The sequence below is a fragment of the Vibrio sp. NH-7 genome, assembly GCF_053643215.1.
This window is the reverse complement of record NZ_CM132188.1, coordinates 1223033-1242810: the sequence shown is the minus strand read 5'-3', so window position 1 is coordinate 1242810 and position 19778 is coordinate 1223033. Positions and strand designations below refer to the sequence as shown.

General features: G+C 46.4%; 15 protein-coding genes. 8 read left to right on the top strand and 7 right to left on the bottom strand.

Translation table 11 applies throughout. From position 1 onward, the window contains the following. Positions 1–116 precede the first annotated feature (116 nt). Complete coding sequence (locus ACUALS_RS19955; protein WP_454450055.1) at positions 117–1664, top strand: DUF3369 domain-containing protein; 1548 nt, start codon at positions 117–119, stop codon at positions 1662–1664. A gap of 33 nt (positions 1665–1697) precedes the next feature. On the opposite strand, the gene ACUALS_RS19950 is transcribed toward ACUALS_RS19955, so the two are convergent. Next, positions 1698–3638 (bottom strand): ATP-binding protein, encoded by a 1941-nt coding sequence (locus tag ACUALS_RS19950; protein ID WP_454449498.1) that lies wholly within the window; start codon positions 3636–3638, stop codon positions 1698–1700. Positions 3639–3764: 126 nt separating this feature from the next. Here ACUALS_RS19950 and ACUALS_RS19945 point away from each other — a divergent pair, with 126 nt between their 5' ends. Both ACUALS_RS19945 and ACUALS_RS19940 read left to right on the top strand, forming a co-directional pair. Continuing rightward, a complete protein-coding gene (locus ACUALS_RS19945) occupies positions 3765–4733 on the top strand; it encodes an ABC transporter substrate-binding protein (protein ID WP_005469606.1) in 969 nt (322 codons plus the stop codon). Between the two features lie 121 nt (positions 4734–4854). Further along, positions 4855–5838, top strand: a complete 984-nt coding sequence (locus ACUALS_RS19940; protein WP_005469807.1) for a chemotaxis protein — start codon at positions 4855–4857, stop codon at positions 5836–5838. Between the two features lie 95 nt (positions 5839–5933). Here ACUALS_RS19940 and ACUALS_RS19935 read toward each other — a convergent pair whose 3' ends face one another. Then, positions 5934–7877, bottom strand: coding sequence for a DEAD/DEAH box helicase (locus ACUALS_RS19935; protein WP_005469478.1), 1944 nt, complete (start codon positions 7875–7877; stop codon positions 5934–5936). A 428-nt stretch (positions 7878–8305) separates the two neighbouring features. Here ACUALS_RS19935 and rnb point away from each other — a divergent pair, with 428 nt between their 5' ends. Beyond that, positions 8306–10309 (top strand): exoribonuclease II, encoded by a 2004-nt coding sequence (rnb, locus tag ACUALS_RS19930; protein WP_454449497.1) that lies wholly within the window; start codon positions 8306–8308, stop codon positions 10307–10309. A 42-nt stretch (positions 10310–10351) separates the two neighbouring features. Here the strand turns inward: rnb and ACUALS_RS19925 are convergent, their stop codons facing one another. Continuing rightward, positions 10352–10705: a DUF3024 domain-containing protein gene (locus ACUALS_RS19925; protein ID WP_005469533.1), complete on the bottom strand. Its 354-nt coding sequence runs from the start codon at positions 10703–10705 to the stop codon at positions 10352–10354. Between the two features lie 198 nt (positions 10706–10903). On the opposite strand from ACUALS_RS19925, the gene ACUALS_RS19920 reads away from it, so the two are divergent. Beyond that, positions 10904–11719, top strand: a complete 816-nt coding sequence (locus ACUALS_RS19920) for a phosphate ABC transporter substrate-binding protein (RefSeq protein ID WP_454449496.1) — start codon at positions 10904–10906, stop codon at positions 11717–11719. A gap of 68 nt (positions 11720–11787) precedes the next feature. Here ACUALS_RS19920 and ACUALS_RS19915 read toward each other — a convergent pair whose 3' ends face one another. The 3 genes from ACUALS_RS19915 to malK form a co-directional block, all read right to left on the bottom strand. After that, positions 11788–12345, bottom strand: coding sequence for a GGDEF domain-containing protein (locus ACUALS_RS19915; protein WP_454449495.1), 558 nt, complete (start codon positions 12343–12345; stop codon positions 11788–11790). A 19-nt stretch (positions 12346–12364) separates the two neighbouring features. Continuing rightward, on the bottom strand, positions 12365–13291 hold the full coding sequence (locus ACUALS_RS19910) for a PAS domain S-box protein (protein ID WP_454449494.1): 927 nt from the start codon (positions 13289–13291) through the stop codon (positions 12365–12367). A 240-nt stretch (positions 13292–13531) separates the two neighbouring features. Then, positions 13532–14653 carry a maltose/maltodextrin ABC transporter ATP-binding protein MalK gene (gene malK, locus ACUALS_RS19905; protein ID WP_454449493.1) on the bottom strand — a complete coding sequence of 374 codons (1122 nt, stop codon included), beginning with the start codon at positions 14651–14653 and terminating at the stop codon, positions 13532–13534. A 669-nt stretch (positions 14654–15322) separates the two neighbouring features. On the opposite strand from malK, the gene malE reads away from it, so the two are divergent. The 3 genes from malE to malG all read left to right on the top strand — a co-directional run bounded on the left by malE (position 15323) and on the right by malG (position 19054). Next, on the top strand, positions 15323–16504 hold the full coding sequence (gene malE, locus ACUALS_RS19900) for a maltose/maltodextrin ABC transporter substrate-binding protein MalE (RefSeq protein WP_038134944.1): 1182 nt from the start codon (positions 15323–15325) through the stop codon (positions 16502–16504). 75 nt (positions 16505–16579) lie between these two features. Beyond that, positions 16580–18151, top strand: a complete 1572-nt coding sequence (malF, locus tag ACUALS_RS19895) for a maltose ABC transporter permease MalF (protein ID WP_005469628.1) — start codon at positions 16580–16582, stop codon at positions 18149–18151. A gap of 12 nt (positions 18152–18163) precedes the next feature. Next, the gene (gene malG, locus ACUALS_RS19890; protein ID WP_005469620.1) at positions 18164–19054 is read left to right on the top strand and encodes a maltose ABC transporter permease MalG; all 891 of its coding nucleotides are present in this window, start codon (positions 18164–18166) and stop codon (positions 19052–19054) included. Between the two features lie 330 nt (positions 19055–19384). On the opposite strand, the gene ACUALS_RS19885 is transcribed toward malG, so the two are convergent. Beyond that, complete coding sequence (locus tag ACUALS_RS19885; RefSeq protein ID WP_005469500.1) at positions 19385–19630, bottom strand: hypothetical protein; 246 nt, start codon at positions 19628–19630, stop codon at positions 19385–19387. Positions 19631–19778 lie beyond the last annotated feature (148 nt).

Below are 19778 nucleotides of genomic sequence, written 5' to 3'. Positions count from 1 at the left end.
GATTCTTGCCATAGGTCACGTTGCAATGTGAGTTAACATATTGGTTATAAAGAGTGAGCAACTTCTATGAGCATGTGCTAAACCTAACTTAGTATGAAGGATAAGTGGGTAACGCAATGGATCTGTTTGTCGATCACCGAGAAAAAGCCGCGCCGAGTGAGCAAAAATCAGCTCAGTCACAATCGGAGCGAGAAAAATGGAAAGTGCTGCTGGTGGATGATGATGAACAAATGCATCAGGTCACGCGTTTAGCACTTTCCGGTTTTGAGTTTGATGGCAAGCAACTGGAGTTGATCTCTGCCTATTCTGGTCACCAAGCGCAACAGATATGCCGTGAGGAAACGGATCTAGCTCTTGCTCTGGTCGATGTTGTTATGGAGACGGAGCATGCAGGGCTAGAGCTGGTCCGTTACATTCGAGATGAGCTACAAAATCGAGTCATTCGATTAGTGCTTCGCACTGGGCAAGCAGGGCAAGCTCCGGAAGATACCGTCATTCGCGAATATGAAATTGACGACTACAAAGAAAAAACCGAACTGACAACCCAAAAACTAAAAACCGTCCTGTATTCTATGTTGCGCGCCTATCGCGACCTCAAACTCATTGAGGCGCAAAAAAATGGCTTACGCAAAGTGATTGAATCATCCGCTAAAGTGCAAAATACCACTACGCTTCAAGCGTATGCCAGTTCTGTTTTAGAGCAGTTAACGTCCTTACTGCAGCTCGAAGAATCTGCATTTTATTGCGTGGTGAAGCCCCGTGCTCACGGCGAAGAATCACGTTCCATGACGCTAGCTGCCTCGGGCGACTACGTGGACTGTTACAGCGAATGTATGTTCGAAAAGTTGCCTCAGGAGGTCGCTGACCGATGCAAAGAAGCGCTAGATGAACGACGCTCTAAAAACTTTGGTGATGCTTTTGTTTTGTTTGCCCATGATCATCAAGGAGTCGACAGCATTCTCTATGTGAACTACAACCGAAACCTCGACGAGTTAGATGTCCAATTATTGGAGATCTACATGCACAACATTGGCCTAACCTTTGAAAATCTCAGCCTACTTCTTGACATCAAAGAAACATCAAAAGAGCTAGTGTACAATTTGGCCAACGCAGTAGAAGCGCGTAGTAAAGAAACGGGCGCGCATGTTCAAAGGGTTGCTCTTATCTGTGAGCGACTCGGCCAGTTGTATGGCCTCGATGACGATCAGGTGACGATGCTTAAACTCGCCGCACCTTTACATGATGTGGGTAAAGTCGCCGTTCCGGATTCGATTTTACACAAACCCGGTAAACTCACGCCTGAAGAGTGGGAAGTGATGAAAAAGCATGTCGATTATGGGGTCGATATATTGAGTAAATCGAAGCGTCGATTGATTGCCGTAGCCAAAGAAATCGCGGGTCATCATCACGAAAAATGGGATGGCAGCGGCTACCCAAATGGTCTTGCTGGTGAGGCGATTCCTGTAAGTGGTCGAATTGCTGCATTAGCGGATGTGGTTGACGCTTTGGGATCAAAGCGCAGTTACAAAGAGCCTTGGAGTGAAGAAAAAATCCGTGAGGAAATCATTTCCCAGAGTGGCCTCCATTTCGAACCTAAACTCGTTGAGTTGATGCTGGACAATTGGCAAGACTTCATCGATATACGCAATTCTCTGCCCGATTAATATCGCGGGCTCTGTGTCCTGGGTAGGCGAGGTTCATTCACTTTCGTCGGGTTCGTAAGGTAAATCTTTGGGCAGAGTAATGATCATTTGAACCCCTTTGCCCACTTCAGAATCGAAACTAAGTTCACCTTTAAGTTTTTGCGAAATAAGGTTGAAGACTAAGTTCAAGCCTAGCCCTGAACCACCGGTTCCCCGCTTACTGGTGTAGAATGGTTCAAATATTTTTTGATGCAGTGACTTGTCTACACCGCACCCGTTATCTTTGTATTCAAAGATGATGTCATCGCCCTGTTGGTAATAGTGGATGTCAATTTGAGCGGCCTCTTGCTGCTCAAACGCATGGTTGACGCTGTTGAGGATGAGGTTTGAAATCACCTGCGTCAACACGCCGGGAAGGCTGTTCATTTGTAGTTGCTGGTCACCACTTAGAATTGGGTCCACGGGAACTTTACGCGTTTCTGGGTGCAAGCTAGCGATCAGAGCGTCTAGTACATGGTGAATACGGAACTGGCTACGGCTTTCGGAGACTTGATCCACTGCGGTTTGTTTGAAGTCGCGAATCAGTTTCGCCGCTCGGTCTAAATTGGTTTCAAGCATGGAGCCGCCATCGGTTAGGCGCGTCATGACTTGCTCAAATTGGGTGCTGGTGAGAGTTTGGTTGCTGAATGCGGTATTGAGTTCGTTGGCGGCATCTCGAATGACCGACGTTGCGGTCACGGCAATCCCGAGTGGTGTGTTGACTTCGTGTGCGACGCCCGCGACTAAACCACCAAGCGCGGCAAGTTTCTCTCTTTCAACGAGTTGGTCTTGTGCTCGGTGCAACTGCTCCATGCTTTGCTTCAAATCGACCGTACGTTCGGCAACGGTATATTCAAGGTTTCGATTTAACTCTTGCAAATTGAGTTGGGCTAACTTGAGGTCCGTAATGTTGATGGTCGACACCCGAAAGCCCAGAAACTTATCGCCATCAAAGTTTGCTCGTCCTTGAAACATGAAGTAGTGGGTGATGCAATTGAGGGTAATTTGTTGTTCGCATTTAGAAAAATCAGAATGCCTGAGCAGGTGGCGATGCAGTTCATGACACGTTTTCAATGCTTCTATGTTTGTGATAGTAGGCTTTTGTTCAATGTCGATTTGGAGTGCCACTTGCATTTGCTCAGAGCAATAGATCATTCGCCCTGTCTCGTCGGTTTCCCACAGCCAATCGGAAGAGACCATCGCAAAATCATTGAGCCTAATTTGCTCTTGGCGAATGTTTTGGTAGAGGAGTGATACATTGGTGGTGATTTTATTGGTTTCTTCGCCTAGCCAACTCAGCTCATCACCATGACTAGATACCCAAAATGAAGCGGGCAGTTCAAGTGGCTCTGCTGGATGACGCGGATTGTAGGTGCGAAGGTACTGCGCTATGGCAAAGATTCTTTGGTTGATGCTGCGATGAAAGACGATCAGCAAGATGGCGCAGACGACGAGTGTTCTGAACATATTGAGTAAAAGTGTGTAGATAAACTCGCGAATTAGGTAGTCGTAGACCTCGTTGGCATCGGACTCGACGTAGACTTGCCCAATTCGCTCAAGAACTGAAGAGTCAGGGTTTTTATGGAATAAAGGGTACTGCGACTGTATTGAATTCTCTTGTATGCTTGTGCCCGCCTCAAATACGTATCCATCCGCGACGACTTTCAAGTAAGCGACTCGCGGCAAGTTCACCAAGCCATCAAGGCGTTGTTGCAACCCAACAAGGTCAAACGACCAAAGTGACGAAGCGAGAAGGGGAGCATGAATGTCACGCACTTCAAGCTGACGTTGATCGATAGAATCAAATTGCTCTGAATACTCCCATGAGAGTTGCACCAGCGTCGTTAGCAACGTGATGGCACCACTGAGCAGAATCATAATGAGAATAATACGTCGACCAATTCGACTGTAAAATGGGTTATCTATACTCTCTTCAAACTGTTTGGTTCGGCTCATAATGATCTGCTGCAAAAGGACTATAAGTACCAGTATAGCTAGGTCTTTTTAATCAACGCGCGTTTTGGTTAGGTAAATACGCGTATGCTGACTAAACTGAAATGAAGTATTCAGTGGAGATCGCTTATGCGACCATGGTTATGTCTACTCTTTTTGTTGTCCTTCCCAGCGCTTGCGAATAAGGTACTGCTGATTGAAAGTTACCATTCTGGGTTCGCTTGGGATAAAAGCTATGTCGAGGGCATTAAGCAAACGTTGCAAGCGGGTATTGAGTTTGACTCGTTTCAAATGGATACCAAAAGAGTGCCGCCAACTGAATATGAAAAAATGGCGGAGCTCGCTTTTGTCAAATACATTGAGTACAAACCGGATATCGTGATTTTGGGTGATGACAATGCGCTAAAGTATTTGTGGCCAAAACTCTATGATGAGCCGATCTCGGTAGTATTTTTAGGTATCAACTCTAACCCTCGAGAGGTATTAAAGAATTATCGAGGGCAAGCACAAATTACAGGTGTATTGGAGCGACCATTGTTTGTTAAAACGATTGGTGAACTAAAGCGGCTCATACCCGTTGAGCAAATGAATGTACGAATCATGTTTGACTCAGGGGTGACGTCACACATTGCTCGGCAGCACATCGAGCGCCAGTATTCCTTGATTCACTCTAACCTCGGCGTGGATGTCGAGATTGTCAGCGCAAGGACACAAAATGAGTGGCAGGAGTCCATTTTAAGTGCGCCCGATGATGGGGTCTCTGTGGTGATTGTCGGCCTCTATCAAACTCTGGTTGATAGCGCGGGTGAAAACGTACCTGCAGACGAGATCATCGTCTGGACGAACCAGAACTCTACGATACCAGTATTTGGCTTTTGGGATTTTGCTGTCGCGAGCGACAAAGCGGCGGGTGGCGTGGTGCTGTTTGGTAAAAGTCAGGGCGTGACGGCAGGGCAATTGGTGAATAAAATAGTAAATGGCGAATCGGCTCGCAGTATACCGATTCAAATCGGAAATCAGGGAAACGCAATCTATTCGAAGGCGGCGATGGCAAAGTGGGGGTTGACGCCTCCAAGTCATTGGCAAGCGATTGATTAGAGTAATTCGGTGTTGAGTCAATCACAACAATGGGCAACCGTTGCAAATGAAATTTACAAATGACTTAATAGCAGTTACAAAGGTGTATACCCCGAAAGTTTAGCGTAGGCAAAAAGAAAATATGAGTGTATCAAGTAGTACGATACTCACGGAAAGTGGTACTAACGAGTTAGAAATTATCGAGTTTCATCTGGTCAAGCAGATGCCTGATGGCAGCAAGAAGACCTGTTATTACGGTATTAACGTTGCGAAAGTCCGTGAGGTAATTCAAGTACCGGAAACCACCGATTACCCCAATGCTCAGCCACATATGGTCGGGGTGTTTTCGTCGCGTGATATTCTTACTCCACTAGTCGATTTGGCGGGTTGGTTGGGGGTGCCTACCGATAAGGATCTGAGCCGCAAGTTTGTAATCGTCACAGACTTTAACAACATGACCAATGGCTTTTTGATTGATTCAATCAGTCGCATCCACCGTATCTCTTGGAATGACGTAGAGTCACCAAGCCAGTTCTTAGAAGCAGGCGAGCAAGATTGCGTGGTGGCAGTGGTTCGAAAAGATGGCAACCTGATCATGATCTTAGACTTTGAGAAGATCATTGCCGACATCAACCCTGAACTGAGCATGGAAAAATACGATGTGAAGTTGGACAAGAGTGTCGACTTAAACCAGCGTATGGTGACCAAGCGAAACGCAAAAACCGTTATGGTGGTGGACGATTCGGCGTTTATTCGCTCGATGATTCAAGACACACTCACGTCAGCAGGCTACAACATTATCGCTTGTAAAGATGGCGGGGAAGCGCACGATAAGTTGATGAATCTTATTGAAGTGGCGAAAGAGGAAAACTTGCCTGTTAGCGAGCTGATCGATGGTGTTGTGACGGACGTTGAAATGCCAAGAATGGATGGCATGCACCTTGTGAAGCGTCTGCGTGACAGCGAAGCGTACGCAAGTATGCCGATTGTGATGTTCTCGTCTTTAATGAGTGAGGACAACAGAGCGAAAGCACTGGCTTTGGGAGCGAATGACACCATCACGAAACCAGAGATTGGCCGTATGGTCGCGATGATGGACAAGTATATTTTCGGAAAAAGTAATTAAGACTACTGCTACTTGCCGCTTTATGATTAAGCAGCGAGTCAACATAAACAAAAAGGGTACGCAATGCGTACCCTTTTTTCATGTTCAGAGGTTGATTAACCTTCGCTGCGACGGTCACGACCATGGCCACGTTCGCCACGGTAGTTACCACGATGGTCGCCACCACGGTTACGGTCAAAACGACGCTCGCCATCACGACGACCACCTTCGCGGTTGCCATCACGGTTGCCGCGGTAGCCACCACCATCACGGCCGCCTTCACGGTTACCACGGTAGCCACCTTCACGGTTGCCGTCACGGTTACCACGGTAGCCACCACCATCGCGACGACCACGACCGCCATCACGGCCACCGCCACGACGAGGCTCACGGAAATCGTTGAAGTCACACACAACCGCGTCAACTTGCTTCTGACGGATACGTAGCTTACGCAGTTTGCCCGCTGTATCTGAAGACATTGCTTTTGGTAGCTGAACGTAAGTTTCGCCTTGCGCTAGTTTGATCGCACCGATAGAGCCTTTTGTTAGACCAAGTTCGTTTGCTAGTGCACCAACGATGTCTTTAACTTGTACGCCTTGCTCACGACCCACTTGGAACTGATAAGTATCCCAATCTTGGTTGTCGAAGCTGCGGCCACCTTCACGACGACCATCACGACCGCCTTCACGACGCTCTTTACGACGTTGTTTATCACGCTCAATCGCTTCAATCATTGGATCTTCACCAATGTAGAACAGTGGGCGCTTACCTTGCTGACGCTTAAGCAGGATGGCTGCTAGTGTCGCTGCATCTAGCTCTAGAGATTCTTGCAGTTTTTCAACCAGTTCAGAGAACTTCTCTAGTGCTTTGTGTTCTTTTTCAGTTTCTAGCTCAGCGCCCAGTTTCGCTAGACGAGATTCTGCAACTTTGTCACGGTGAGGAAGTTGAATCTCTTCCATTGATGACTTAGTAACACGCTCGATAGTGCGAAGCATACGAAGCTGGTTAGTACGAACTAGAAGGATCGCTTTACCTTTACGCCCAGCACGGCCAGTACGACCGATACGGTGGATGTAAGACTCAACATCGAATGGGATGTCGTAGTTAAATACGTGCGTGATACGTGGAACATCAAGACCACGAGCTACAACGTCAGTTGCAACTAGGATGTCGATAACACCTTGTTTGATGTGATCAACAGTACGCTCACGTAGAGACTGAGGAATGTCGCCGTGCAGTGCAGACGCTTTGAAGCCACGTGCACATAGCCAGTCAGCCAGACGCTCAGTATCTTGACGAGTTCGTACGAATACGATTGACGCGTCAGTCTCTTCTGTTTCTAGAAGACGAGACATTGCTTCGTCTTTTTCTACGCCTTTAACAACCCAGAATTGCTGCTCTACTTTGTCTACCGTGTGGTTCTTACCCGCAACGTCGATGGTTTCTGGATCACGTAGGAAGCGCTCAACAATGCTCTTAAGCATTGGAGGCATAGTCGCAGAGAATAGAACGCGTTGTGCTGATTCAGGAGCGTGCTCCATGATTTCAGTTACGTCATCAACAAAGCCCATGTTTAGCATTTCATCAGCTTCGTCTAGAACGAATGTGTGTACTTCGTCTAGGTGTAGACGGTCACGGTTGATAAGGTCTTGAACACGACCTGGCGTACCTACAACGATGTGAGCACCGTTTTTAAGAGCACGCATTTGATCAACGATAGATGCACCACCGTAGATCTCTAGCACTTTAAGGCCAGCAATGTTCTTACCTAGGTTCTTAACTTCCGCAGCAACCTGAATTGCAAGCTCGCGAGTTGGTGCAAGAACGATAGCTTGAGGCTTACGTTGACCAAGGTCTAGTTTGTTAAGAAGAGGTAGAGAGAAAGCAGCCGTTTTACCAGTACCAGTTTGAGCTTTACCTAGCGCGTCTTTACCAGCCAACAGGTGCGGGATAGCAGCAGCCTGAATTGGAGTTGGTGAAACAAAACCCATACCATCAAGAGCTGAAAGGATAGAGTCGTTAAGCGCTAGATCGCTAAACTGAATTACAGAATCTGTCATTGGGATCCTACTATTTTTATGTCAACAAAAGGTCCCACGAGCTCTACCAATTCCAATACCAATCCAGATAAGAGCTGATTCCATTCAGATGCGGACAAGTCGTAAATCGCATCAAGCCACTAGGGACATAAAACACATCGATGCCGCTAATAAATGGATGCACAAAGTTGTCGCACATCAAGAGGGGCATTGATATAAGGGGGCGGATTATTCCCTAAAAGCATAAAAAAAGCCAGAAAAAATTGAATTACATCACAAATTTTTCTCAGCAGAGAGAATCTTGGCTAAGATGTGCGCTGCGGCGCTGAAACCTTAGCCAAAATTGGTTTTCGATACTGACAATTGAATGATTAGTTATCAGCTCAAGGTGGCTTGGCTATAGTGCCAGTGATATAGTGTGGGCAATTTTTTCAGTAAGAAATGTAGAGATGTTCCAAGATAACCCGTTACTGGCTCAATTGAAGCAGCAGATTCAAGAAAACCTTCCAAAAAAAGAAGGCACCATCAAAGCAACGGAAAAAGGCTTTGGCTTTTTAGAAGTGGATAGCAAGACAAGCTACTTCATCCCACCTCCGTACATGAAAAAGTGTATGCATGGCGATAAGGTTAAGGCGATCATTCGCACCGAAAAAGAGCGTGAACAAGCTGAGCCAGAAGAGTTATTGGAACAAGGTCTCAATCGCTTCATTGGTCGTGTAAAGCTGTTTAAGGGTAAGCTAAATGTTGCTCCTGATCATCCTCAACTAAAGAAGTTGTCACTGAAAGCGAAGACTCGCAAAGGCATTAAGAGTGACGATCTAAAAGAAGGTGATTGGGTTGTCGCGCAGCTTATTCGCCATCCTCTGAAAGGTGACAACGGCTTTTTCGTTGAGATTACCGAGAAGATCACTGATGCTGATGACAAGATCGCACCTTGGTGGGTGACATTGGCGCAAAACGATTTGCCAAACAGCGAGCCAGCAGGTATCGATAATTGGGAAATCATAGATGACGAGGATCTTGAACGTCTCGACATGACCCATATCCCGTTTGTCACCATCGATGGTGAATCAACCAAAGATATGGATGATGCGCTCTACGCCAAAAAGACCGAAGCGGGTGACTTTGAGCTGACGATTGCGATTGCCGATCCGACGGCGTACATCACGCCAGACAGTGAAATGGACAAAGTGGCTCGTGAACGTGGCTTTACCATCTATCTTCCTGGCCGCAACATTCCAATGCTGCCTCGTGATCTTGCTGACGAGTTGTGTTCTTTGATCGAAAACCAGCAGCGTCCTGCATTGTGTTGCCGCGTGACGGTGAGCAAAGAGGGTGTGATTGGCGATGACATTGCCTTCTTCGCGGCAAACATTAAATCTCATGCTCGTCTCGCGTACGACCACGTTTCTGATTGGATCGAGAATGGCGCGTCTGAAGCTTGGCAACCAAGTGATGAGATCGCTCAAGTGGTTCGCGATTTGTATGAGTTTTCACTTGCGCGCGCGGATTGGCGTGAAAAGAACGCGGTTGTGTTCCCAGACCGCCCAGACTACCGCTTCGAGTTGAGTGAAGATAACGATGTTGTGGCGATTCACGCAGATATGCGTCGTAGTGCCAATCGACTTGTAGAAGAAGCAATGATCACCGCGAACATCTGTGCGGGTAAAACGCTTCAAGCGTCGTTTGATTCTGGCGTATTTAACACTCACGCAGGCTTCAAACCAGAAAAGATAGAAGACGTAGTTAAACTGGTTAACCCTGATGGTGAATTGCCATTTACCGCTGAGTCTGTTGCGACTCTTGAAGGTTTTGCTGCGCTACGTCGCTGGTTAGCTGAGCAAGAAACCTCTTACCTTGATAATCGTATCCGTAAGTCACAAGCGTACAGTGAAATTGGCAACCAACCGCTGCCGCATTACGCAATGGGTCTTGAGCTATACGCAACGTGGACGTCGCCTATCCGCAAATACGGCGATATGATCAACCACCGTATGCTTAAAGCCCATATCTTGGGTAAAGAGCCAGTGCAAACAGCCGATGAAACGGTCGGTGAGGAGCTAGCGCTTCACCGCAAGCATCACAAGATTGCTGAACGCAATGTAGGTGATTGGCTGTACGCGCGTACGCTTGCCGATGAGCCAGCAAAAGAGACGAAGTTCCACGGTGAGATTTTTGACATCAACCGAGCAGGAATGCGCGTTCGTTTGGTGGAAAATGGCGCTGCCGCCTTTATTCCTGGTTCTCTGATTCTGGCGAATAAAGAGCGTTTAGAATGCAATGCTGACGAGGGTACGATCGCCATTGATAAAGAAGTGATTTACCGTTTGGGTGACGTTCTGGAAGTGGTTCTTTCTGACGTAAACCAAGAAAGCCGCAGCATTGTTGCTAAACCGACTCAGGTATTTGAAGAGGTTAAAACGGTTGAGGAAGTCACTTCAGACGCTGAATAACCGATTCGAAAGGCTAAAAGGGTGCGCTGGTCGCACCCTTTTTTAATCTTCCCAAAACATCGATTTTGGATCTTTATCGATTTCTCGCATGATTGCTGTCAGATCACTACTTTGAGCAAGAAACGGATAGGGCAACCAGCTTTCTAAGGTTGATTGGTCCGGTAAGTAAAGCTCCCAGCTGCTTTTTCCTTCCGACCATGCGACCTTTGCGACAGGTAACATGTAATCACAGTGGCTTGAGTCGAGTAGAAAATGTTGTTTGATGAACACAACGCCGTTTTCGATCGTTTCATAGCTCGCCTTACCAAGCTCTGCAGGCAAGCTTTGGTTGCGTTGCTGGCAAATGAGCTGCGCTCGACTCTCCACTTGCCTTTGTAGCAAACTCACTACGCTCATTGTGGCTCCCTTAGTTGGTTTAGCACCTGATTGACGTTTACCGTTAAAGTACCACCAAGTTCGTTAGTGTTCAGATGCACTCCCTATACTATGTAACCGGAATTTTGCTGTCTGCATAGCTTTTCACAAAAATGTCATGTAACCGCAATAAGATGACAGCCTGTTTGGAAGCTTACCAAGTTTTAATGGGAGAAAATTATGGTTCGTGTTGTGCTTGCTGCACTGGTGTCTTTCTCGCTTTTAGTCCCCTCTGTGACGGCTAAAGAAGTCAACGTATCTGGGTCTACGTCTGTTGCTCGTGTTATGGACGTTCTAGCCGAAAAGTTTAATCAGGTTCATTCTGACAGCTACATTGCCGTTCAAGGTGTTGGCTCAACTGCTGGTATCACGTTAATCAAGAAAGGCGTCGCCGACATCGGGATGAGCTCACGTTACTTAACAGAGAGCGAGCAAGATGAATCACTGACGGTGACACCAATAGCTTTTGATGGGTTAGCCGTTGTGGTCAACCAATCAAACCCAATTCAAAATGTGACTCGCGAGCAGTTGTACGATATCTACAAGGGAAAAATTACCAACTGGAAGCAAGTCGGTGGCCATGATCAAAAAATCGCCGTTGTCACCCGCGAGGCATCGTCAGGCTCACGTTACAGTTTTGAAAGTCTTTTAGGTCTAACGAAAGTCATCAACGGGCGTTTAGTGTCGGATATTAATCCAGACAACTTGGTGGTCAACAGCAATAGCATGGTGAAAACCATCGTGAATCATAACAAGCAAGCGATAGGTTTTATTTCGACTGGCTCGGTTGATCGCTCAATCAAGGCGATTCAATTTGAGGGGGTTGAAGCTAACCAGAAAAACATCGCAACGGGCCGCTATGAGTTGTCTCGTCCTTTCCTTGTGCTGTATAAAACCGAAAAAGTGGATAAGGATTCATTGGCCTTTATTCGTTACCTAACTGGCAGCGAAGCAAAAGCGCTGATCGGAGAATATGGCTATACGCCAATCAAATAACAGTATTGAAGGAGAGCATCGCTGCTCTCTTTTCTTTTGGTCTTCGCGAAAGTTATGCGAAGCATTAGTTACGCTCGGCTATATCGAGTTTTTTGCGCATTGCGAGCGGGCAGTTTGTCGCTATGCGCAAAACGGTTTTTGCCCCCATTTTTGGCGTGGTACAGCGCAACATCGGCCTTTTTAAAGAGCGTTTGTTGATTGATAGCCTCTGACGACATAGTCGCAATACCAATACTTAAGGAGATATTGTGAGAAGATATTTCTTTGAGTTTACGATATTGCCTTAATAGTCGATGTGCGTAGGTTTCTGCGTCTTTCACACTTAGGTTGGGGCATACCAAAATAAACTCGTCACCTCCCCAGCGACCGATATGGTCGTATGAACGGGTGCTTTGCTGAAGGAATCTAGCCGTTTCTCTCAAAATAACGTCACCCACGTCATGACCGAGTTTGTCGTTAATTTTCTTAAAGTTGTCTATATCGACCAGGAGCAACGAGAGGGGATGATCGCTTCTTTTGCATCGGTCCAGCTCTTTTTGCAACAACTCATCAAGCATCCAACGGTTTAACAGTTGAGTTAAGTTGTCTTTTTCTGCTTTGAGTTTGAGCTCGTCGTGAGAGGTCATGTCACGAATGATGCATACGCTACGGTTCTTTTTCGCTATTTGTTGGGACGCGATGGTAATTTTGTTGGGACGCGATGGTAATTTCAAGTTCAACTTCCTTCTGGGATTGGGTGAGAGCTTTTAATCGACGTGGTTTGTATTCAGCATAGGGCTTATCACTGTTAAATACAGTTTCTCGGTAATGGGAACAAAAGGCCTGATACTCCGACGTAACAAGTTGTTCCAAAGGGAGGTTTCTTAGTTCGGCTTCACTGTACCCGAGAAGCGCGCATGCTTTCTTGTTGGCTTGGAGAATAGAGCCTTGCTCAGAGATGTAGAGGATACCATCGGGTGACATGTCGAGAATTGACGTGAGCTGGCAGCCAAGTTTGTGCGCTTTATTCATTACTCTCAGTACGAAGTATCCGACAATAATGATGATTGGCGCGATAAGCAGGTTAAACATCAAGGTAAGTTGGCTCAAGTTTTTAAGTTCAGACTCGGTTTGATTTTGGATTTGCTCAAACTTTGGTAATAGGGCTACTTGAAGCGCCTGTAGGGCATCGGCTGCCGATGCGTCATTTACCATTACCATTTTGTCTAACTGCTCGACAGTGAAATCATTTGAAAGTGAGCGAGCATATCGCAATTTTTCACGATACTCATCCAGAGTTTTTTTGAGTAACGCCAAGTTATTGAGCAGGTCTTCGTCTCTGGTAAGAACTTGGAACTCAGTGACCTTCTTCACAGCATCCGCGTAGCTTGATAGAGCCTCTTGGTAGTGTTTCTCCTCTCCCCGTATGATGTAATTTTTAAAGTGATGAATAAAGCCAACATAGCCGATGGTTCGCTCTATGTCGGTCAGCTTTTGTGTCATTTCAACACTAATCGGTGATTGTTCCAGAGCGACCGATTCTAGGCGATTAATCGCGTTGGTTTGAACCACAAGGTATACGATAAATAGCACGTTCAGAAAAACTGACGCGCAGATAACCCAAGGTAAGGGCCTGTTAACGTAGTTGCCTTGTTTGATCAAAGTAAGTTCTCATGCAGATAAAATCACTGTAAGTGTAGAATCTTCATAAGAGCCTTGTTGCTTATTTTTCTCGTGATGTGACTTGAATAGAGTTTTAGATGACAGCGTGTGTTAAATGAGTATAAAAAAACCCGAGCAGTCAGGCTCGGGTTGTCATTTAGGACGTTTAGATTAAGCAGGTAAACCCACGCCAGCTTCTTGGTGTAGGCGTCGGCATGCTTTGCCATCACTATGGAATAAATGGCAGCGGTGTGCAGGAATACCTACCGATAGTTTATCACCAGGCTCGACATCCAGTGTGTCTGGTTGACGATAGATCATATCTGCATCAGCGGCGTCAATGTGTAGGTACGCCTGAGTTTCATTGCCCAGTTTTTCAACGATATTCACTTCACCTTCAATGGTTGCGTCACCTTGATTGGCAGGCAGCAAGTGCTCTGGACGAACACCAAGAGACATACGCTCACCAGCGGTCACCGTCGTGCCATCAACTGGAATCCAGAAGGTCGTACCGTTGGCTAGCTGAACCATTACGCGATCTTTTTCTACCGCTTCAATGAACACGCTCATGAAGTTCATTTTCGGAGAGCCAATAAAGCCAGCAACAAAACGGTTTTGTGGGTAGTGGTATAGCTCAAGAGGCTTACCCACCTGAGAAACAAAACCCGCGTCGAGAACCACGATCTTGTCAGCCATGGTCATCGCTTCCACTTGGTCGTGTGTTACGTAAATCATGGTGCAGCCCAGTTTACGCTGCAGTTTGGTGATTTCAGAGCGCATTTGAACACGTAGCGCGGCGTCTAGGTTAGAGAGAGGCTCATCCAGTAGGAAAACATTAGGCTGTGACACCAAGGTACGGCCGATCGCAACGCGTTGACGTTGACCACCAGAAAGGGCTTTAGGTTGACGCTCTAGTAGGTGGCTTAATTGCAGGATTTCAGCGGCATGCTCGACACGTTTGTCGATCTCTGTTTTGTCTGCCTTCGCAAGCTTTAGGCCAAACGACATGTTGTCGTAAAGGTTTAAGTGTGGATACAGTGCGTATGATTGGAATACCATGCCCACGCCGCGTTTTGACGGCTCAACATCGTTCATGTGTTGGTCGCCAATGTAAAGATCACCCGAAGTGATGTCTTCTAGACCAGCAATGCAGCGCAGTAGTGTTGATTTACCACAACCCGATGGGCCAACGAAGACAACAAACTCGCCTTCTTTGATCTCCAAATCAACATTCTTTGAAATTAGTACGTCACCGTAAGCTTTACATACATTTTTTAACGTGACACTCGCCATCTAGCTCGCCCTCGATCAATATTTTTATTTTGTACTGCTCATCATTATATGAATTATCGTGCGAGCAATAACAGTAGGAATTTGGTAAGGAATGGATTCTTTCAGTTAGTAAGAAAATTTGGGTGATGGATTTCTCTCATCACCCACCAAAGCCAATGTAGAGTTTGCTTCCCCCGTATAGCATAAGCATCTCCCCCGTTTTTGTGAAATCTTGCGATTACAACCCTACGAATGCTTACGTTATCACAGCAAACCCCTGCGGCGTTGCAAATCAGCGCGCTCTTTTAAAAGAACTGACTGTTAAGGGTTCTTACTATCCACTCTTGGATGTCTGTAGTCTGCGTTGATTCAGCGCTGGGTACATCCTCCCGACTGAAATTTTTATGGGGGTAGTAGATAAGGAGGAGGGGTAGGAGGGGGAGAAAGGCGCAGTTAGATCCAGTTCAAATAATTTCTCGTCGTAACATTGAAATCGGTCACATAAAGAGTCGTTTTTGTGATTTCCCTCTCCAACCTCAAACGATGGGGATCACGAAAATAGTCCATAATACTGAGGGCGTAGGGAGTAGGAGGATGAGCTGTTAGTCAGTTTGGCTGAAAATATATGTCGAAATACGGTGAAGCCTCTCGGTTGACCCCTACAACACAAAAATTAAAAAGGATATGAACATGAAAAACGCCCTAAGCACAGTGGCACTAGGAACATTAGTTGCTCTTGGCTCATTTGGTGCAAACGCTGCTATCGAAGAAGGTCAATTAACCATTTGGATTAATGGCGATAAAGGTTACAACGGACTGGCTGAAGTAGGTAAACAGTTCGAAGAAGACACTGGTATTAAAGTGACCGTTGCTCACCCAGATGGTCTACAAGACAAGTTCCCTCAAACTGCAGCAACAGGCGACGGTCCTGATATTGTGTTCTGGGCGCACGACCGTTTTGGTGGTTACGCAGAATCTGGTCTTCTTGCTGAAATTAAACCATCAAAAGAGATCAAAGAAGGCATCGTTGATTTTGCATGGGATGCCGTGAAATATGATGGCAAGCTGATCGGCTACCCTGTAGCGGTAGAGTCACTGTCTCTAATCTACAACAAAGACCTAGTGCCAAATCCACCTAAGAGCTGGGAAGAAGTGGAAGCGTTAGACGCGAAACTTAAGAAAGAAGGCAAGTCTGCGATCATGTGGAACCTAAAAGAACCGTACTTCACATGGCCACTGATGGCTGCAGATGGCGGTTACGCGTTTAAATACGGCGCAGAGGGTTACAACGTTAAGGACGCGGGCATCGCGAAAGATGGCGTGAAAGACGCAATGAACTTCGTTAAAGGCTTGGTTGAGAAAGGCGTGATCTCTTCTGATATGGACTACTCTGTTTCTGAGTCAGCGTTCAACCAAGGCACAACAGCGATGACCATTAACGGTCCTTGGGCGTGGGGCAACATCGAGAAGTCAGGCATCAACTACGGTGTAACGACGCTGCCGAAGTTCAACGGCCACTCTTCTAAACCATTTGTTGGCGTATTGACTGCGGGTATCAGCACTGCTTCTCCAAACAAAGACCTAGCGGTTGAGTTTATCGAGAACTACCTACTGACTAACGACGGTCTGCGTAAAGTGAACGACGACAAACCACTAGGTGCGGTAGCGCTTAACTCTTTCCAACGTGAGCTAGATGCAGACAAGCGCATTGCCGCTACTATGGATAACGCGATGAACGGCGAAATCATGCCAAACATCCCTCAAATGAGTGCGTTCTGGGGCGCAGCGAAGAACGCTATCGTTAACGTTGTTGACGGTCGTCAAACTGTAGATGCAGCCCTTGCAGATGCAGAAAAGCAAATGACTAAATAATTTCAGTAATACCCTTTTGAGGAGAGGGTAACCTCTCCTCCTTTCTCAGTTTTATTATCGCTAGCAGGTTCTCTTATGCAGTCAGTTCAAGGTACAGATGCGATGACATCTACAACAACGAGCTTGCCATCAAGTAAAAACGTCTTTATTAAATGGGCAATTCTGGCTTCTGTCGGTATCGTTAATGGCTACGCCACTGTCTTAATGTATTCTCGTGGTGAGACAGCCTTCGCGCTGCTTACTCTCATTCTAACCGCACTGGCGTTGTATATCTTTGGTAGTAAAAAGACTTACGCGCACCGTTACATCTATCCAGGTATTGCAGGAATGATCCTGTTTATCCTGTTTCCTCTTGCGTACACGGTAAACCTCGCCTTCACCAACTACAGTGCCAAAAACCAGCTTTCCTTCGACCGAGCCCAATCCGTATTGCTCGATCGAACGTTCCAAAGTGGTGACAGCTATCCTTTCACCCTCTACAAGACAGACAACGGTCACCGTATCGCGGTAAAAAAAGGTGATCAACTGTTAGCGACTGACGAATTTAATATTGCTGCACCAAGTGCCGATATGGATTTGGCGCCAGTCGAGTCTGTGAGTGGTGAAAAAGAAAAGATCAAAACTATCATTAAGAACAAAACCAGCTTAGGCGAAGTCGATTTGCACCTGCCATCAGGTGAAGACATTCGTATGAGCGGTCTACGTAAGTTTGCGGCGGTTGTTCCTTTGTACACGCTGCAAGATGATGGCGAATCGCTATACAGCAATCGTACGGGTGAAACACTGCGTCCAAATATGGAAGTGGGTTTCTATCAACCGGTTGATGAAAATGGCCAGTTCACAGGCTCAACGGTATCACCAGGTTTTGTCGTCGGTATCGGCGCGAAAAACTTTGAGCGTGTCTGGAAAGATGATGGCATCAAAGAACCGTTTGTTAGCATCTTTATTTGGACGGTTGTGTTCTCTGCGCTGACGGTTGGTCTTACCGTTATCATTGGTTTGGTCCTAGCGAGCGTTGTTCAGTGGGAAGAAATCAAAGGCCGTGCGATTTACCGCGTACTGCTTATCCTTCCATATGCGGTCCCTGCTTTCATCTCGATTCTGATTTTTAAAGGTCTCTTTAACCAAAGCTTTGGTGAGATCAACATGGTGTTAGAAGCGCTGTTTGGTTTAAGCCCATCTTGGTTCTCTGACCCATTGATGGCGAAAGTGATGATTGTCTTCGTGAACACTTGGCTTGGTTTCCCTTACATGATGATTCTGTGTATGGGTCTGCTGAAAGCGATTCCTGATGATCTGTATGAGGCGTCAGCCATTGACGGTGCTAACTTTGTTGATAACTTCCGTCGTATTACCATGCCACTGATGATCAAGCCGCTTACGCCGCTACTGATTGCCAGCTTTGCATTTAACTTCAACAACTTCGTGTTAATTCAGTTATTGACTCAAGGTGGTCCGAACATGATCGGAACTTCAGAGCCTGCGGGTTACACAGACCTACTCGTTAGCTACACCTACCGCATCGCATTTGAAGGTGGCGGCGGTCAAGACTTCGGTCTAGCAAGTGCTATCGCGACACTTATCTTCCTATTGGTCGGTGGTCTCGCTCTACTCAACCTACGTTTCACTAAGCTGTCTCAGGATTAAGGAGTACCGACAATGGCAATGGTACAAGGCAAATCTCTTAAATACCGTGTATGGGCAACACACGCTGCGCTTTGGATATTCCTGTCAGCGATTATTTTCCCACTGTTAATGATTGTGGCTATCTCATTCCGTGAAGGTAACTTCGCAACGGGTAGCCTAATTCCAGACAATCCATCGCTGGAGCACTGGAAATTGGCGCTTGGTTTCTCTGTCACCAATGCAGATGGCTCTGTAACACCGCCGCCATTCCCAGTTCTGTTATGGTTATGGAACTCAGTGAAAGTAGCGGGGATTACATCTATCCTGATTGTGGCACTGTCAACTACGTCTGCTTACGCGTTTGCTCGCATGCGTTTCAAAGGCAAAGATACGATCTTAAAGGCGATGATGATCTTCCAGATGTTCCCTGCGGTACTGGCTCTGGTAGCACTCTATGCGCTATTTGATAAGCTTGGACAGTACATTCCATTCCTTGGGTTGAACACGCATGGCGGTCTGATCTTCTCATACCTAGGTGGTATTGCTCTGCACGTATGGACAATCAAAGGTTACTTTGAAACGATTGATAACTCGCTAGAAGAAGCGGCCGCTCTAGATGGCGCAACGCCTTGGCAAGCCTTTAGATTAGTGCTGCTACCACTTTCAGTGCCTATTCTTGCAGTGGTGTTTATTCTGTCGTTCATCGGGGTGGTTGGTGAAGTTCCAGTAGCATCTCTACTACTTTCTGATGTAAACTCATATACATTAGCGGTTGGTATGCAGCAGTATCTCTACCCTCAGAACTATCTGTGGGGTGATTTTGCAGCAGCAGCAGTATTGTCTGCACTACCAATTACCATCGTATTCTTACTTGCGCAGCGTTGGTTGGTCGGAGGATTAACCGCCGGCGGTGTGAAAGGTTAATAAGAACGATAAGGGCGACCGCGAGGTCGCCCATTTTGTATCTCGACTTAACAATTTTGGTTTGGCCGCCGATCAGTTAAGAAGAGAGCAATTCTGGCGTTACGCATAGCTGGCTGTTAGTGAGATTCCTTACTGTTTACTTCTAACAGTTTTTGTAACCAAAACCCGGTTTGTCCCGGGTTTTTTTATGCCTAATCGACAGTTGCAAGTATAAGAATTAAGACACGGAAAGATATGCAATTGGTAGTTGGATGCGACGCAGTGTTCAAATGAATATGCAACAAAGCACTTTGTTACATTGGTAAGTTGGGCTCAATAGTTGAAAATGAACTAAAATTCTCGGCTTGAAGGAGCGCAACCCAGATAGCGCAGCAAAACGTAGACACTCTCTTGTGATAACGCCACTTTTCTAAACAGGTCGGCAAAGGTGTCATCCCCTCCGAAGCAGGTGCGAATGTAGTGATTGATCTCTTGTTCTGCATACCCTTCAACGTACATGGTGCGTACCCATTGATACTCAACCGCCTTTGGGTTTACTAATGTCGTCTCACTGAGTGTAATGTCAGTTAAGCTCACGAATGTTCCTTCCGACTTAAAGATAGTTAGCGGATTTAATCAAAGTTAGATGAAAGAAAAATGACAGTTTCATTGCCTTACAAACGGCTGACATAAAACAAGCCTATGAACCCAAAAAAGTGAAAAAATGAGAATTAACCGAGCATGA